The sequence below is a fragment of the Methylobacillus sp. MM3 genome (assembly GCF_001645185.1).
In the GTDB taxonomy this organism is placed as follows: Bacteria; Pseudomonadota; Gammaproteobacteria; order Burkholderiales; family Methylophilaceae; genus MM2.
In genome coordinates, this window is record NZ_LXTQ01000050.1 from 234858 (window position 1) to 251300 (window position 16443).

Annotated in this window: 12 protein-coding genes; 3 read left to right on the forward strand and 9 right to left on the reverse strand. The window is 60.9% G+C overall.

Annotated features, from left to right (window positions below; genetic code table 11):
• Positions 1 to 77 precede the first annotated feature (77 nt).
• From A7976_RS13080 to A7976_RS13090, 3 genes are all read left to right on the forward strand, one after another.
• On the forward strand, positions 78 to 3584 hold the full coding sequence (locus A7976_RS13080; protein ID WP_067112705.1) for a DUF748 domain-containing protein: 3507 nt from the start codon (positions 78 to 80) through the stop codon (positions 3582 to 3584).
• A 129-nt stretch (positions 3585 to 3713) separates the two neighbouring features.
• The gene (locus tag A7976_RS14985) at positions 3714 to 4049 is read left to right on the forward strand and encodes a hypothetical protein (protein WP_067112708.1); all 336 of its coding nucleotides are present in this window, start codon (positions 3714 to 3716) and stop codon (positions 4047 to 4049) included.
• A gap of 37 nt (positions 4050 to 4086) precedes the next feature.
• Entirely contained in the window at positions 4087 to 4494 is a 408-nt protein-coding gene (locus A7976_RS13090) for a VOC family protein (RefSeq protein ID WP_067112711.1), read from the forward strand.
• A gap of 19 nt (positions 4495 to 4513) precedes the next feature.
• Here the strand turns inward: A7976_RS13090 and A7976_RS13095 are convergent, their stop codons facing one another.
• The 9 genes from A7976_RS13095 to A7976_RS13135 all read right to left on the reverse strand — a co-directional run bounded on the left by A7976_RS13095 (position 4514) and on the right by A7976_RS13135 (position 16396).
• Positions 4514 to 5407, reverse strand: a complete 894-nt coding sequence (locus A7976_RS13095) for a LysR family transcriptional regulator (RefSeq protein ID WP_067112714.1) — start codon at positions 5405 to 5407, stop codon at positions 4514 to 4516.
• Between the two features lie 197 nt (positions 5408 to 5604).
• Positions 5605 to 6003: a hypothetical protein gene (locus A7976_RS13100; RefSeq protein WP_067112716.1), complete on the reverse strand. Its 399-nt coding sequence runs from the start codon at positions 6001 to 6003 to the stop codon at positions 5605 to 5607.
• Between the two features lie 48 nt (positions 6004 to 6051).
• Positions 6052 to 6426: a nuclear transport factor 2 family protein gene (locus tag A7976_RS13105; RefSeq protein ID WP_067112720.1), complete on the reverse strand. Its 375-nt coding sequence runs from the start codon at positions 6424 to 6426 to the stop codon at positions 6052 to 6054.
• 174 nt (positions 6427 to 6600) lie between these two features.
• Complete coding sequence (locus A7976_RS13110; protein WP_067112724.1) at positions 6601 to 8037, reverse strand: efflux transporter outer membrane subunit; 1437 nt, start codon at positions 8035 to 8037, stop codon at positions 6601 to 6603.
• Positions 8038 to 8039: 2 nt separating this feature from the next.
• Positions 8040 to 11240: an efflux RND transporter permease subunit gene (locus A7976_RS13115; protein WP_067112727.1), complete on the reverse strand. Its 3201-nt coding sequence runs from the start codon at positions 11238 to 11240 to the stop codon at positions 8040 to 8042.
• A 28-nt stretch (positions 11241 to 11268) separates the two neighbouring features.
• Positions 11269 to 12489, reverse strand: coding sequence for an efflux RND transporter periplasmic adaptor subunit (locus A7976_RS13120; protein WP_082878138.1), 1221 nt, complete (start codon positions 12487 to 12489; stop codon positions 11269 to 11271).
• A gap of 41 nt (positions 12490 to 12530) precedes the next feature.
• Positions 12531 to 13334 (reverse strand): alpha/beta hydrolase, encoded by an 804-nt coding sequence (locus A7976_RS13125; protein ID WP_067112730.1) that lies wholly within the window; start codon positions 13332 to 13334, stop codon positions 12531 to 12533.
• A gap of 29 nt (positions 13335 to 13363) precedes the next feature.
• Positions 13364 to 14119, reverse strand: a complete 756-nt coding sequence (locus A7976_RS13130; RefSeq protein WP_067112733.1) for an SDR family NAD(P)-dependent oxidoreductase — start codon at positions 14117 to 14119, stop codon at positions 13364 to 13366.
• 252 nt (positions 14120 to 14371) lie between these two features.
• Positions 14372 to 16396 carry a sodium-translocating pyrophosphatase gene (locus tag A7976_RS13135; RefSeq protein ID WP_067112736.1) on the reverse strand — a complete coding sequence of 675 codons (2025 nt, stop codon included), beginning with the start codon at positions 16394 to 16396 and terminating at the stop codon, positions 14372 to 14374.
• Between the last annotated feature and the right edge of the window lie 47 nt (positions 16397 to 16443).

Consider the following 16443-nt stretch of genomic DNA (forward strand, 5'->3'; position numbering starts at 1 on the left):
CGGCGCGCGGGTTACTATTGCAGGATATGCAAGCCGTCGGTAAAAGACAGGCTGCACGAGCGATACCGGAGAACGAAATGAATAAAAAACTTCGCACAATCCTGAGCGGCAGGCGATTCAAAATTGCGGCCGGACTGATCCTTGGCCTGACGGCCGCGTATTTCCTGCTCGGTTATTTTGCCGTCAATCCCATCGCCAAGCGCATGCTGCCGTGGGTGGCCGAGCACAAGCTGGCGAGCCGCATGACGATGGATCAGGTGAAATTCGATCCGCTGCGCCTCATCTTGACGGTAGACAATCTGCGCCTCAGCCAACCGGGTGGAAATGCGCTGGCAGGTCTTGAGCATCTGCATGTCGATCTTGAATCGGATGGGCTCTTCCGCCGCGCCTGGCATCTGAAAGATATCCGCCTTGCCGCGCCTTACGGTCATCTGGATATCGGCCCGGACGGCAAGCTCAACTGGGCCGATCTGCTCGCCAAGCTGAACGAGGATAAAGAGCCGGACGACGACAGGATTCCGCGCGTACTGATCGATCATCTGCTGATCGAACGCGGCAATCTGGAATATACCGAGCGCAATCGCCCCACCCCTTTCAAGGCCGAACTGACGCCGCTAGCGTTGGAATTGGATGGATTTTCTACATTGCCGCAGGATCGCGGCGATTACCTGATTGCTGCCCGTATGCCCGATCAGGGAGCCACGCTGCGCTGGAAAGGGACTTTCGGGGCGAATCCGCTGGTTTCCGTCGGTGCGGTGGACATCCAGGGCTTGAAGCTCGCAAAACTGATGGAAGTGGTACGCCGCGAGACGCTGCCGATCACATTCACCGAAGGCGCCATGGGCACGCGCTTCAATTACCGCTTTGCGATGGTGGACGGTAAAGCGGAGCCATACCCGCAAGCGAAGCTGAGCGACATCGCAGTCGAGATCGCACATCTGGCGGGAAAGCTGGGCACAGAAAACAACATGACGTTGGCAGAGGCAACGGCAACATTACCCGGCCTCGATCTGGCGTTGAATAAAGGCGAGCACATCCATGTGCAAGGGCTGAATGCAGCCGTCAAGCAACTGGCGCTGACAAACAATAGCGGGCACTTACTCAAGCTCGATCAGGCCGCAGTCAACGGTCTCGAATACAACCTCGCGCTCAATCAGCTCAACATTGCCGAGATTCTGCTGAAGCAAGGCGAGATCAACGCCACGCGCGCCAAAGACGGCAGCATCGATTGGCAGCATCTCGTGCCGTCCGGGCCGGAAGAAGCGGTTGCCGCAACGGAAGCGCCGCAGACTGAGGTGCAACCTTTCCGGTTTGCCATTGCCAACGTGCAACTGCAAGGCTGGAAAGCGGCCTATGAGGACCAGACGTTCGTGCATCCGCTGCGTGCGGAAATTCAGGATATCAACATTGGCCTCAATGTGCAGGAAGCGGAAAACGGCATCGCCGTCGCCGCACTCAATTCCGAATTGGCATCGCTGACGCTGCGTTCCGCGCTTTATCCGCAGCCGGTCGCGAGCCTGGCAAAAATCAGCCTCAAGGATGGAGCGGTAAGCCTGAAGGACAGCACGGTCAAATTACCCGGCATCCAGCTTTCCGGGATGCAAACCCAGGTGATGGTGGATGCGAAGAAAAACATCAACTGGCTCGCCGTGCTGGAGTCGGTGCCGCTGGCGGCTGCCAAAGCACCCGCCGAGAAAAACACGGCCCCGGGCTGGAAGGTCAACCTCGATACCTTGTCGTTGGACAACTCCACCGTGCATATCGAGGATAAAAGCACCGGCGCCGCGGTGGCGCTGGACGTGCAGGGCGCCATGCTGGAGGTGCGCGATGCATCGCTGGATTTCGCCAGGCCGGTGTCGGTCAAGGCCAGCTTTCAACTCAAGCAGGGCGGAAGGTTCGAGGCGGCCGGCAAGATGGCCCTGGCGCCGATCAAGGGCGATTTGCAGGTCAAGCTGAGCGGGTTGCCGCTCAAGCCTTTTTCACCCTACCTTTCCCGCTACACCTTGCTCAAACTCACGGGCGGCCAGGCCGGCCTGCGCGGCAAGCTGTCGCTCAAATCCGAAAAGGGCCTGAGCGGCCGTTTTGCGGGCGGCTTCAACATCGACCAACTTGCGATCAACGAAGAAGTCGACGACCGGCTGTTCCTGGGCTGGCAATCGGTTTCCAGTGACTCGTTGCGGCTTTCCCTCGCGCCCGACAAGCTGCACATGGACGAACTGCGCGTCGTGCATCCCGTCGGCAAGATCATCATCTTTGAGGACAAGACGATGAACGTGCAGCGCATCATGCGTCCACAACCGGCAGCAGAGACTCCTGCCCGCGCCGCCCCGGCGAAGGATCCGAACGCACCGGAAAAATTCCCGGTGACAGTGGACCGCGTCAGCGTGGACAACGGCGACCTCGAATTCGCCGACCTGTCGCTCGTCCCGCAGTTCGGCACGCACATGCATACGCTGGGCGGCGTGATCAATGGACTTTCCACCGACGCCGCCAGCACGGCGCAAGTCGAGCTCGACGGCAAGGTGGACGAATACGGCTCGGCGCGCATTCGCGGCTCTATCCAGCCTTTCCGCGCCACCGACTTCACGGACTTGACCCTGGCTTTCCGTAACCTGGAAATGAACCGGCTGACGCCGTATTCGGGCAAGTTCGCCGGACGCAAGATCGATTCCGGCAAGCTCTCGGTCGATCTCGAATACAAGATCAAGAATCGCCAGCTCACCGGCGAGAACAAATTCGTCATCAACACACTGAAGCTCGGCGAGCGCGTGGAAAGCCCGGATGCCGTCGACCTGCCGCTCGACCTCGCGATTGCATTGCTGGAAGACAGCAACGGCGTCATTGATCTCGATTTGCCTATCTCCGGCAGCTTGGACGACCCGCAATTCAGCTACGGCAAAATCGTCTGGAAAGCCATCGTCAACGTCATCGGCAAGATCGCCACGGCGCCTTTCCGCGCCTTGGGCAAGCTCTTGGGCATCAGCTCGGAAAAACTGGAAGCCATCGCCTTCGACCCCGGCAGCGCCACGCTCGCCCCGCCGGAGCAGGAAAAGCTCAAGGCCATCGCCGAGGCCATGAGCAAACGCCCGGCGCTGGCATTGCGCATCGCTCCGGCCTTCGACGCCGCCGCCGACAAGGCCGCCTTGCAGGAAGCCGCGACCCGCCGCGACGTGCTCAAGGAAATGGGCCTGACACTCAAGGAAGGCGAACAGCCCGGCCCGCTGGACCTCAACAACGTCAAGGTGCAAACCGCCGTGGAAAACCTGCTCAAGGATAGCAAGGGCGAAAAGCGCAACCTCAAGGCGCTGGACGCGGTGCGGGATTACTTCAAGAAACCCAAGCCGGAAGATATTCCGAAATACGAAACCATGCTGCAGCAGCTCAAGGCCACCGCCAATATCACCGATGCCGATCTGGCCGCGCTCGCCAAGGCACGGGCATCGGCCATTCAGGGCTATTTGATCGACAAGGCCGGGCTGGATGCCCGGCGCGTAAGCGCGCAGGAGCCCGAAAAAACCACCGGCGACGGCAAGACGGTTCCGGCAAAAATGGAACTGGGCGTCGCCAAGGGCGGAACCTCGTAGCGCAGCGGGGATGCCTGCGCTACCAGCTGACGAAGAACACTATTCCTGGCAAACGGATGAACTGAATTCCCAAAATGGCATCCATTCGATAAAGCTGCACTCCTGTTTTCATTCACTTGCGAGGTTCCCATGGTCGCTTGGCTTCCGGCATTCAAAACCATACTTCCCTACGTCACGCAGATCGTCACGCTGGCCGTGCCGGCCTTCACCACAAAAAGCGATGCCGGCGCATCGCAGGAAGTCGTCAGCAAACAGATTGCGGAACTGCAGGATGCCGCGACCCGCAACACCGAAGCCGTCAAGGTGCTCGCATCGCAGTTGCAGAAGGCAATTGCCGATATCGAAACGGGCGCCGCGCGCATCGAAAAGGAACTCCAGAAAACCCGTCAATTGTGTTTGGTGGCGATCACGGTTTCGGGCATCGCCATTTTGCTCGGGATAGCAGCACTGGTCGCAGGCAATTGACCGGTCATTCGAATCCATTCGCTTGGAAGGAGACAGCATGGCGACGCAAATTTTCGTCAATCTACCCGTGAAAGACCTGCAACGATCCGTAGCGTTTTTCACGGCATTGGGCTATGACTTCGACCTGAACTTCACCGATGAAAATGCCACTTGCATGATCGTCGGCGAGAACATTTTCGTCATGCTGCTGGTCGAGCCTTTTTTCCAGACCTTCATCAAAAAGGAAATCTGCGACGCGCGCAAAAGTACCGAGGTGCTCGTCTGCCTCTCGTGCGAGAGCCGCGCCAAGGTGGATGAACTGGTCGCCAAGGCTATTGCGGCCGGCGGCACGATACCGCGCGAAACGCAGGACCTCGGCTTCATGTACAACTGCGCCTTCGAAGATCTGGATGGGCATATCTGGGAGCTGGTTTACATGGAACCCACCGCTGTAGGCCAGGGCTGACGGCAAGCCCGGCCATCCGTTACGCCGCAGGAGTCGGAATGACCAGGTGCTGCTCCAGAAACCTGATCAGCAATTGCGTCTTCAGCGGCAGGTGGCGGCGCGAAGGATAGACCGCATACAGCGACTGCTGCCGGCCAGGACGGAACTGGGGCAATATCAGTTTCAATTCGCCGCGCTCGATTTCGTCGTGGATCTGCCAGTAGCACACCATGCCGACGCCCAACCCGTCCTTGATCGCGGCAACCAGCGCCTCGCTGTAGTTGGTCTGGAAGTTGCCGCGCACCTTCTGGTGCAACACCTTGCCTTCATGCACAAATTCCCAGTTGTAGTTTTCGTTGAGCACGATGCAATTGTGGTGCTCGAGGTCGGCGGGATGCGCGAGCAGCGCGGTGCGGGAGAGGTACTCTTCGGTAGCGCACAGCACTTCGGGCGAGGGGCCGAGTTTGCGCGCTATCAGACTGGAGTCGTTCATCTGCGCACCACGGATCGCGAGGTCTATGCCCTCGGCAACGATGTCCAGCACCTTGTCCGACAGCTCGAAACTGATGCGTATCGAGGGATAAAGCCGGATGAATTGCGTGATCAGCGGCATCAGGTACAACCGCGCGAACGAGGCCGAGGCGGTCATGCGAATCTGGCCGCTAGGCTGGGTTTTCTCGCCCCACTCGCTTTCGTACTGCTCCACCAGTTCCAGCAGGTTCACCGACTGCTCGAACAGCCGCTGCCCTTCGTCCGTAGGTTGGATGGTGCGGGTAGTACGGTGAAACAAACGCGTGCCAAATTCGGTTTCGAGCCGCGCCAGGCGCTTGCTGATTACTCCCGGCGTGGTCTGCGCGATCATGGCCACCGCCGACAGGCTGCGTTTTTCGTAGATCTGCACGAACAGCTTCAAGTCATCGATGGATTTGAACATTGGCCGCCTGCCGGTTCGCTTTCAGTATTCGTAAATCGAGAAATAATACCTGCCACAGGCTGACAGGCGCACCGCGATATCGTGCCACCAGCCACGCAAATGCCCTTCGCCATTTTTGCTGCCGTTTGCCGTGAATCTCATATCGCCTCCTCGCGTCGGATGATACGAATAAGGGCCGGTACGTTCCGGCCCAGGCCTTACATGGCCGTGACGAACGCGTGGCTCACCCAGACGAATCCGCAAGTGGTGATCATGAAGCTCAGTGCAGTGTAAACCTTCCACAGCACGTTATTCCAGAAGTCGGTCTTGAGCATCGCGATCACGAAGATGCTGGGATTGGTCATTCCGCCGATCACCACCAGCCAGCAGGCGGCAGCGGGCAAGTGATAGCCGCCGGCCGTCGCCGCGCCGTAAAACGCGAAGCAGAACAGCGCCATCAGGATGTAGTCGATGTGTGCCTTGATCAGCAGGCCATAGTCCTTGACCACCCCGCCATCCACGCCCTTGATCACGAACCAGCGCGCAAACGTGCCCAGCCAGGCGAGCACCAATGCTGCGCTCACCATCGCGATACCGCCTTTCAATAAAATTTCCATTTTTAACCCCTCCAAAATTAAGAATAGTGATTGATTGCCCTATGGCGTTCAGTGGCTGTGGAGGTGGAAGACCTTGTTCATGATTTTCCATTCGCCGTCCACTTTGAGCAGGTTGAAAAAGTCGGTGAAACGATGCCCGGTCCAGTTATCCGACTCCACCCGCACGCTCGCCACCGTGCCGACCACATCGATGTGCACGATGCGCGTCTGCAGATTGCTGGCCGGACCGTTCTCATCGTTCCAGTCGTACAGGTTCTGGATTGGGCCCGCGAACAGACTGTCCTCGACGTAGCCATAGATCGTGGCCTCCGCATGGAACGCCGGCTTCATGCGCTCGCCCTCGCCGCTGATCGCGCCATCGACGTAATGCTGGATGGTGGCGGCGATTTCTTCGTACTCCGTGATATCGGTTGCCGTATTCATGATGTCTCTCCGTGTTGGTGGTGAAACGCATCTTGTTCTTTTTCTTATTTGGGATAAATAACAGCATAGGAACAATACTTATCCCCAACTGGGAACAGTAGGCGCAAAAAAAGGCCGGGGAGGAGAGACCCGGCCAAGTGGCAAAACGGAGATGCGAAAAACAGGGAAATGCGGTTATCGGGTCGCGACTTCCTCTGTCGCTGTGCGGGAGCCCCAGCCGCCGCCCAACGCGCGGATCAAACCCACCGACGCCACCGAGCGCTGACCCATGCTCTGGCTTTGCGCCCGCTCGGCAGCGAGACTGGTCCGCTGCGCGTCGATGACCTCGAAGTAGCTCGCCGAACCGTTGCTGTAGCGCACTTCCGCCAGATGCGACGCACGCTTCGCCGATGCGATCGCCTCATCCTGAAAGCCGATCTGCCTGTCCAGCGTGCGCAATGCGCTCAGGTTGTTTTCCACCTCCTGAAAACCCACCAGCACCTGTTGCCGGTAATTGGCCACCTGCGTTTCATAGCCGGCATCGGCACGGGCGAGATTGGCCTTGTTGCGGCCGCCGTCGAAGATCGGCAGGCTCAGCGCGGTGCCGACCAGCGGCCCCAGCAGCCAGCTGCGGCTGGACCACTTGAATAGCTCCGACAATTCGTCGGAGGCGTAACCGCCCGACCCGGTCAGCACCAGCTTGGGAAAGAACGCCGCCTTGGCCACGCCGACACGGGCGCTGGCCGCCGCCAACTGGCGCTGCGCCTGCGCGATGTCCGGGCGGCGTTCCAGCAGTTCCGATGGCAGACCAGCCGGCACGACCACCGTAGAAGGTTGCAAAGACGCGAACGCCAGCGTGAATTGCGCGGGGGCTTTGCCGAGCAAAATCGCCAGCGCATGATCCTGCTGAGCGCGTAAGCGCTTCACGCTCTCCGCCTCCGCCTGCACAATGGAAAGCTCGGTACTGGCCTTGGCGACGTCGAGCTCGCTGGTATCGCCCATATCGAAGCGCACCTGTACCAGCCGCACCTCTTCCCGGCGCAGCGCGATGGTTTTTTCCAGGATCGCCAGCTCGGAATCGAGCGAGCGGATGGAAAAATACTGCTGCGCCACGTCCGCCTGCAACGCGAGCAGCACGGAACGGTAGGCGGCTTCCTGCCCCTCGGCGTCGAGTTTTGCGGCGCGGCTTTCATCCGACAGGCGACCGATCAGGTCGACCTCATACGAGGCGTTCACCTGCGCGCGCCATTCCGTCGTCGGCGACGTGGTGCTGTCCCGCAGGCGCGTTGGGCCGATGCCGCCGTTGAGCTGGAAGCCGCGATTGGCGTCCACCACCCCGGCCGTCGCCCGCGCCTCCTTGACCCGGGCCAGCGCAATCGCCAGGCCGGGGTTGGCCTCCGTCGCCTGGGTGATCAGGCCGTTCAGCTCCACGTCGTCATATATCTTCCACCACTCGCCGCGATCCGCCTGATCGGCGGGTGTGGCAGCCTTCCATGCGCCTTCCAGCCCGGCGGCTTCGCGGTACTGCGCCGGAAGATCGAGCGTCACCTGCTCCGGCGGCTTGACGGTGCTGCAGCCGGCCAGCACCAGCGTGGCCGCCAGTGCCGTCAGTTTCCAGTTGTATCGTGTCATGCTCAGACTCCCTTCTGCGGCTCGGCGGTCAGTACGGCGGCGGCCGGCGCGTCTATTGTTTTGGTTTCGTGCGTGCATTTGGCGACCAGGGTGCGCAGCAGCACGTAGAAAATCGGCGTCAGGAACAGGCCGAATATGGTCACGCCTATCATCCCGGCGAACACCGCCAGACCCATCGCGTGACGCATTTCCGAACCGGCACCGGTGGACAGCACCAGCGGCACCACGCCGGCGATGAAGGCGATGGAGGTCATCAGGATGGGGCGCAGGCGCAGGCGGGCCGCCTCGATCGCCGCCGCATAAATCTTGCGGCCCTCGAGCTCCAGTTCGCGCGCGAACTCGACGATCAGGATCGCGTTCTTGCATGCCAACCCCACCAGCACCACCAGGCTCACCTGGGTGAAGATATTGTTGTCGCCATCGGTCAGCCATACGCCGAAAATCGCCGACAGCAGGCCCATCGGCACGATCAGCAGCACGGCCAGCGGCAGCGTCAGGCTCTCGTATTGCGCGGCGAGCACCAGGAACACCAGCAGCACCGACAGCGGCAGGATCACGAACAGCGTGTTGCCGGCGATCTTTTCCTGGTAGGTCAGCTCGGTCCACTCGAAGCCGATGCCGCGCGGCAGGGTTTCTGCCGCGATGCGCTCCACCGCGGCCTGCGCCTCGCCGGTGCTGTAGCCGGGCGCCGCGCCGCCGTTGACGTCGGCCGACGGAAAGCCGTTGTAGCGCATGGCGCGATCCGGCCCGTAGCTCTGCGTCATCTTCAGCACCGACGACAGCGGCACCATCTCGCCCTTGTCGTTGCGCGCCTTCAACAGCCCGACATCCTCGGCATGCGCACGGAATTGCGCGTCGGCCTGCACGCGTACCTGATAGGTGCGGCCGAACTTGTTGAAATCGTTGACGTAGAGCGAGCCCAGGTAGATCTGCAACGTGTCGAACACTTCCGGGATCGAGACGCCCAACTGCTGCGCATGCGTACGGTCGACGTCGGCATACAGCTGCGGCACGTTGTTCTGGTAGCTGGAGAACATCCCGGCCAGCTCGGGCGCCTTCTGCGCCTTGGCGAGGAACGCTTGCAGCGCATCATTGAGCGCCTCGTTGCCCAGCGCCGCGCGATCCTGGATTTGCAGCTTGAAGCCGCCGATAGTACCCAGCCCTTGTACCGGCGGCGGCGGGAACACGGCGATGAACGCGCCCTGCACCGCGGCGTATTCCTTGTTGAGCTGTTGCGCGATGGCGAAGCCGTTCAGCTCGGGCGACTTTCGCTCGCTGAAGGGCTTCAGCGTTGCGAATACGATGCCGGAATTGGGGCTGTTGGTGAAGCCGTTGATCGACAGGCCGGGAAAAGCCACCGCCGACTCCACGCCGGGATGCTTCAGCGCGATCTCGCTCATCTGGCGGATGACGTCCTCGGTGCGGTCCAGCGAAGCAGCATCGGGCAATTGCGCGAAGCTCACCAAGTATTGCTTGTCCTGCGCCGGAATGAAACCCGCCGGCACCTTGTGCAGCAGAAACATCGTCGCGCCGATCAGCAGCGCATACACCGCCAGCATCACGCTCTTGTGTCGCAATACGGCCGTGACGCCGCCGCCGTAGTTTTCCGAGCCGCGCTGGAACATCCGGTTGAAGCGCGTGAAGAACCAGCCAAAGAGGCCGTCGATGGTGCGCTGGAAGGCGTCCTTTTTCGCGTCGTGCGGCTTCAGCAGCAATGCGGCCAGCGCCGGCGACAAGGTCAGCGAGTTAAAAGCCGAAATCACGGTCGAAATCGCGATAGTGAGCGCAAACTGCTGGAAGAACTGCCCGGTCAGCCCACTGACGAAGGCCAGTGGCACGAACACCGCGGACAGCGTCAGCGCAATCGCGACGATGGGGCCGGATACTTCGCGCATCGCGCGGTAGGTCGCTTCCTTGGCGCTCAGGCCGTGGGCGATGTTACGCTCGACGTTCTCGACCACCACAATGGCGTCGTCGACCACAATACCGATGGCCAGCACCAGTCCGAACAGGCTTAAGGTATTGATGGAAAATCCCAGCCCCAGCATGATCGCGAACGTACCGATAATCGACACCGGCACCGCCAGCAGCGGGATGATGGACGCGCGCCAGGTCTGCAGGAACACGATCACCACCAGCACCACCAGCGCGACCGCGATCAGCAGCGTCTCGATCACGGCGTGGATGGAGGCCTTCACGAACTGCGTCGGGTCGTAAACGATGCGGTATTCCAGGCCTTCCGGCATGTCCTTCTGCAGCTCGGCCATGGTGTTACGCACGTTGTCCGAAATCTGCAGCGCATTGGAGCCGGGCGCCTGGAAGATGGGAATCGCCACTGCCGATTTGTTGTTCAGCAGCGAGCGCAGTGCGTACTCACTGGCGCCCAACTCGACGCGCGCCACGTCCTTGAGGCGCGTGACCACGCCGGTATCGGAGGTACGGATGACGATATTTTCGAATTCCTCTTCCGTAGCCAGCCGTCCGCGCGCATTGACGGAAATCTGGTAGTCCACGCCGGGCAGCGAGGGCGAAGCGCCGATCACGCCAGCGGCAACATCGACGTTCTGTTGGCGGATCGCGTTGACCACGTCGTTGGCGGTGAGGCGGCGCTCGGCCACCTTGCGCGGATCGAGCCAGATGCGCATCGAGTAATCGCCGGCGCCGAACAGCCGCACTTGGCCCACGCCTTCGATGCGGCCCAGCCTGTCCTTGACGTTGAGCACCGCGTAATTGCGCAGATAGGTCATGTCATAGCGGTCGTTGGGCGAGAGCAGATGCACGACCATGGTCAGATCGGGCGAGCTTTTCACGGTGGTGACGCCCAGCCGCTGCACTTCCTCAGGAAGCCTCGGTAACGCCTGATTAACGCGGTTCTGCACCAGTTGCTGCGCGAGATCGGGCGAAGTGCCGAGCTTGAAGGTGACGGTCAACGTCATCAGGCCGTCCGAGGTCGCCTGCGAGGCCATATAGAGCATGCCCTCGACGCCGTTGATCTGCTCCTCGATCGGTGCCGCGACGGTCTCGGCGATGGTCTGCGGATTGGCGCCGGGGAACTGCGCCTTGACGATGACCGACGGCGGCACGACTTCCGGGTACTCGGAAATCGGCAGATTGAGCATGGCAATCAGACCGCCGACGAAGATGATCACCGACAGCACGCCCGCGAAAATCGGCCGGTCTACAAAGAATTTTGAAATATTCATTTTTTTGTTCCTGGTTGTCCGAGCAGGCTCAGATCAGTGTTTTCCTGGGCTTGTCCTTCAACTGCGAAGTCTTGAGATTGGCCTGCGGCGGCACCTCGCCGGCGACAACCGGGGCGACCACATCATTCGGATGCACCCGCTGCAAGCCGTTGACAATGACTTTCTCGCCTTCCTGCAAACCGGAACGCACCACGCGCTTGCCGTCGATCACCGGCCCCAGCACCACCGGGCGGTAAGTTGCCTTGTTGTCGGCGCCGACTACCATCACGTACTTCTTGTCCTGGTCGGTACCGACCGCCTTGTCGTCGATCAGCAGCGCAGCTTGCTTTCCGCCGCCGCCGATGCGGACCCGGGCATACATGCCGGGGGTCAGCAGGCTGGCAGGGTTGTTGACGATGGCGCGTACGCGGATCGTGCCCGAGGCCGTATCGACGCGGTTATCGAACGCCTGCAATTGCGCCGGATGCGGATAGCCTTCCTCGTTGCTCAGCCCAATCGCGACCGGAATGCGGGCAACATTGGCATTGCCGGCCGCGCCTTGCGTCGCATAGCGCTGAAAGGTCTGCTCATCGATCTCGAAATTCACATATACCGGCGAAACCGAAACCAGCGTCGTCAATGCCGGCACGCTGGGGCCGACGCCGACGAGGTTGCCGGTGGTGATCTCGGCACGCGAGACGCGGCCGCTTACCGGCGCGGTAATCGCGGTGTATTGCAGATTGAGCCGAGCGGTCATTACCGCCGCTTCGGCCGCCTTGAGGCGCGCCTCGGCTTCCTGCACTGCGCTATTGCGCTGATCCAGCTCGCGCCGGGCGACCGCATGTTCGTCGGCCAGGCGACGCGTGCGCTCGAGCTCGGTCTGGGATAGCCCCAAGGTCGCCTCGGCCTGGGCTTTTTCCGCCTCGGCACGCGCCAGTTCCGCTTCGTACGGACGCGGGTCTATGGTGAACAGCGGATCGCCTTTCCTGACCAGTTGGCCTTCGCGGAAATGCACGGCATCGATGGTGCCGGCCACGCGTGGACGGATTTCCACGTATTCGATAGCCTCGACCCGGCCGGAGAAGTCATCCCACTCGATGACCGAGCGTTCGACAACCGGCGCCACGGTGACGGGCGTGGGCGCTGCTGCCACAGCTTGTGGCTTGGCCGCTTCGCTGTTGAGCGAAATGCCGACAGCGCTGCCAACCAGCGCGAGGCCGATGGCAACCGCGATCAGCTTGCGGGAAAAAATCGGAGTAGTGGTTTCCATGATGAAAACTCCTTGTTATTGATAAGAAACGGGTTGGCAATTCATGCAGGATCGGCCACGAACTGGCCGACAATCTGCACGACTTGGTCGAAATTTGGGTGCTCGGGCTGGACCAGTCGGCCCTGGGCGCCTTGCAGCCGGCGCATCTGCACCGGCACGCCGGCGGCAATCAATTTGGCGGCGTATTGCTCTGCCTCGTCGCGCAATGGGTCCAGTTCCGCGCTGACGATCAAGGCCGGCGCCAGGCCGCCCAAGCGGCGAGAGGTGATGGGCGCGGCATAGGGATGCATCGCATCGCTGGCACAAGGCAGGTAATCACTCCAGGCTTTGCGGCACGGGCAGTCGCCCGCCTTCTGCATCGACTGGGTGGCTTGCTGCGGATCCAGCATGGGGCTGATCAATACCTGGCCCTGCAGTTTGACGGGGCCCATGCCGAGGCCACGATCGCGCGCCATCATGGCCACAACCGCGGCCAGATTGCCGCCCGCCTGATCGCCCGCGACGACGATGCGAGCAGCGTCGGCGCCGAGCCCGGAAGCATGGGCCGCCGTCCATAGCAGTGCCTCGAAGGCGAGTTCCACCGTCGCCGGGAAATGCAGCCTGGGCGCGAGCGGGTAGTCGACGCAGACGGTCACCGCCTCGTTCGCCAATGCGCGGGCCAGGCCGGCCGCGTCTTCCACGCTGCCGCAGTTGAACAGACCGCCATGGAAATACAGGACCGTCGGCCGCGCAGCCCCACCCCCGTCCTTGCCGAATACGCGCAGCCCCACCTTTTCATTGGTGTGTTGCGAGGCAAAATCCGTGAGCCAAGGCTGCATGTCGGCGGTGTTCAAGATCGGTTCCATGGTTGGTTATGAGGCAATAAGTTGTCCGCTCAGCGCAGGCCGCCGGCGATGTACAGCGCTTCGCCGGTAATCCATGCGGCATCGTCCGATGCCAGGAATACAGCAGCCGGCGCGATGTCCTGCACCTGGCCGATACGGCCCAGCGGCGTCTGGTTTTCGATCTGCGTGCGGAACTCGCCCTCGGCGAAGCCGGCGCCATGCAGGCCCTCGGTTTCCACCATGCCGGGGTTGATCGCATTGACGCGAATCTTGCGCGGGCCCAATTCCTTGGAAAGCGAACGGGTCACCGCATCGACGGCGGCCTTGGTCGCGCTATAGACGGCACCGCCAGCGAGGGCATACGTGCCGGACACGAGCGAGCTGATATTGACGATGCTGCCGCCGGCCTCGTTGAAATGCTTGAGGGCTTCCTGCGTGGTGAGGATAAGACCCAGCACGTTCAGGTTGAACTGCTTGTGGAAGTGCTCTTCGGTGACTTCGTCAAGCGGCGAGAATTCGTAGACGCCGGCATTGTTCACGAGGATATCCACCTTGCCGTAAGCCTGGGTGGTTTGCGCGAACAGCCGCTCGATATCGGCCTTGTTGGCGACATTGGCCTGCACGGCAATGGCCTTGCCACCCGCGCGAGTGATATCGGCCACCACTTGTTCGGCGGCCGTCTTGCTGGAGGAATAGTTGACGACCACCGATGCGCCCTCAGATGCATACAGCTTGGCAATGGCAGCGCCTATGCCTTTGGATGCGCCCGTGACAACGGCGACTTTGTTGGCGAGTTTGTTGGCCATGATGTTTCTCCTTTTTGCGAGATTGCAGATGCTTGGAACTGGTGCCCACTATATCTATGCGTTATTTATAGATAAATAAGCCATCAGTAGAAATACTGTCCATTTAAACTGGACAATAGGATCATGGTCAGCCAAAGTCATGGCAGCCCACACTGGTGGATTCAGAGGAGGAATTGCAGTGCCCGTCTTTAAATGCAACGGGCACAAAAAAGGCCTGCTCGCATGACGCGGCAGGCCTCGTATATATCCAGATCAGAGTATCGGGACGATCAAGAGCGCCACGATGTTGATGATCTTGATCAATGGGTTGATCGCCGGTCCGGCGGTATCCTTGTAGGGGTCGCCCACCGTATCACCGGTGACGGCCGCCTTGTGCGCGTCGGAACCCTTGCCGCCGTGATGGCCGTCCTCGATGTGCTTCTTGGCGTTATCCCACGCGCCGCCGCCGACCGTCATCGAGATCGCAACAAAAAGCCCGGTGACGATGGTCCCGATCAAAAGGCCGCCCAGCGCCTGCGCGCCGAGGAACTTGCCGACGATAATCGGGGCCAGCACCGGCAACAGCGAAGGAACAATCATTTCCTTGATCGCGGCCTTGGTCAGCATATCCACCGCACGCGAGTAATCCGGCTTCTCGGTGTGATCCATGATCCCCGGCATTTCCTTGAACTGGCGACGCACTTCCACGACTACCGAGGAAGCGGCGCGACCGACCGCCTCCATCGCCATCGCACCGAACAGGTAGGGAATCATGCCGCCGATGAAGAGACCGATAATCACCATGTGGTTGGAGAGGTCGAATGTGGTTTCGACCCCGCTATGCACGCCCAGCTCGTGCGTGAAATCGGCAAACAGCACCAGCGCAGCCAGACCTGCCGAACCGATGGCATAGCCCTTGGTGACAGCCTTGGTGGTGTTGCCGACCGCATCCAGCGGATCGGTGATGTCGCGGATCGCCTTGGGCAAATGCGCCATTTCGGCGATGCCGCCGGCATTGTCGGTGATGGGGCCGTAAGCATCGAGCGCCACGATGATGCCTGCCATCGACAGCATAGCCGTAGCGGCAATCGCGATGCCGTACAAGCCAGCCAGGTAATGCGCCCCAAGAATGCCGAGGCAGATCACCATCACCGGCGCGGCCGTGGCTTTCATCGAGATGCCCAGACCGGCAATGATGTTGGTGGCGTGACCGGTGGTGGAAGAGCCGGCAACGTGTTTGACCGGGCCATATTCGGTTGCGGTGTAATACTCGGTGATCACCACCATTGCCGCGGTCACCGCCAGGCCAATCAGCGTGGAAAAATAGATATCGAGCGCGGAATAGCCGAGCCCGCTATCCGCCATCATCCAGTTGGTCACCGGGTAAAAGGCAACGGCCGACAGTACGCCGGAAACGATCAGCCCGCGATACAGCGCGTTCATGATCTTGCCGCCTTCGCGCGCCTTGACGAAGAATGTACCGATGATGGAAGCCACAATGGAAATGCCGCCCAGCACCAGCGGATAGGTCAGTGCATTTTCCGAACCCGGCATCAACAACGCGCCGAGCAGCATAGTGGCGATGATGGTCACGGCGTAGGTTTCGAACAGGTCCGCCGCCATGCCAGCGCAGTCGCCGACGTTGTCGCCCACGTTATCCGCGATCACCGCCGGATTGCGCGGATCGTCCTCGGGAATGCCGGCTTCGACCTTGCCCACCAGGTCGGCGCCAACGTCGGCACCCTTGGTGAAAATGCCGCCGCCGAGACGGGCGAAGATGGAAATCAGCGAACTGCCGAACGCCAGGCCGACGAGCGGGCCGGTATTGACCGCTTCTCCTTCGGGCGTGAGCAGCAGGAGGAACAGGTAATATCCCGCAACGCCGAGAAGGCCAAGCCCAACCACCAGCATGCCGGTAATCGCTCCACCGCGAAACGCCACGTTCAGCGCGGCGTTGATGCCGTTATGTGCCGCCTGCGCAGTGCGAAGATTGGATCGAACCGAGATGTTCATGCCAATGTAACCGGCAGCGGCGGAAAGCACGGCCCCGATCGCGAAACCGAACGCCGTCAATCCCCCCAGGGCCACCCAGATGATCGCAAACAACAGCAATCCGACCAGGCCGATGGTCCCGTACTGCCGGTTAAGGTAAGCGGAAGCGCCTTCCTGGATGGCCGATGCAATCTCCATCATTCGGGCGTTTCCCGCCGGTTGAGCCAATACCCACATGATCGTCACGCCGCCGTAGATGATTGCGAGTACAGCACATGCCAAAGCAAACATGATACTTTCCGACATCAACATCTCCTCCTTAGCTGACAGGGCCGAGTCATGGGTCAGCCCAA

Excerpts from the sequence above, each read along its gene's own strand:
- A7976_RS13080 (WP_067112705.1), top strand. The coding sequence starts at position 78 with ATGAATAAAAAACTTCGCACAATCCTGAGCGGCAGGCGATTCAAAATT.
- A7976_RS14985 (WP_067112708.1), top strand. The coding sequence starts at position 3,714 with ATGGTCGCTTGGCTTCCGGCATTCAAAACCATACTTCCCTACGTCACG.
- A7976_RS13090 (WP_067112711.1), top strand. The coding sequence starts at position 4,087 with ATGGCGACGCAAATTTTCGTCAATCTACCCGTGAAAGACCTGCAACGA.
- A7976_RS13095 (WP_067112714.1), bottom strand. The coding sequence starts at position 5,407 with ATGTTCAAATCCATCGATGACTTGAAGCTGTTCGTGCAGATCTACGAA.
- A7976_RS13100 (WP_067112716.1), bottom strand. The coding sequence starts at position 6,003 with ATGGAAATTTTATTGAAAGGCGGTATCGCGATGGTGAGCGCAGCATTG.
- A7976_RS13105 (WP_067112720.1), bottom strand. The coding sequence starts at position 6,426 with ATGAATACGGCAACCGATATCACGGAGTACGAAGAAATCGCCGCCACC.
- A7976_RS13110 (WP_067112724.1), bottom strand. The coding sequence starts at position 8,037 with ATGACACGATACAACTGGAAACTGACGGCACTGGCGGCCACGCTGGTG.
- A7976_RS13115 (WP_067112727.1), bottom strand. The coding sequence starts at position 11,240 with ATGAATATTTCAAAATTCTTTGTAGACCGGCCGATTTTCGCGGGCGTG.
- A7976_RS13120 (WP_082878138.1), bottom strand. The coding sequence starts at position 12,489 with ATGGAAACCACTACTCCGATTTTTTCCCGCAAGCTGATCGCGGTTGCC.
- A7976_RS13125 (WP_067112730.1), bottom strand. The coding sequence starts at position 13,334 with ATGGAACCGATCTTGAACACCGCCGACATGCAGCCTTGGCTCACGGAT.
- A7976_RS13130 (WP_067112733.1), bottom strand. The coding sequence starts at position 14,119 with ATGGCCAACAAACTCGCCAACAAAGTCGCCGTTGTCACGGGCGCATCC.
- A7976_RS13135 (WP_067112736.1), bottom strand. The coding sequence starts at position 16,396 with ATGTCGGAAAGTATCATGTTTGCTTTGGCATGTGCTGTACTCGCAATC.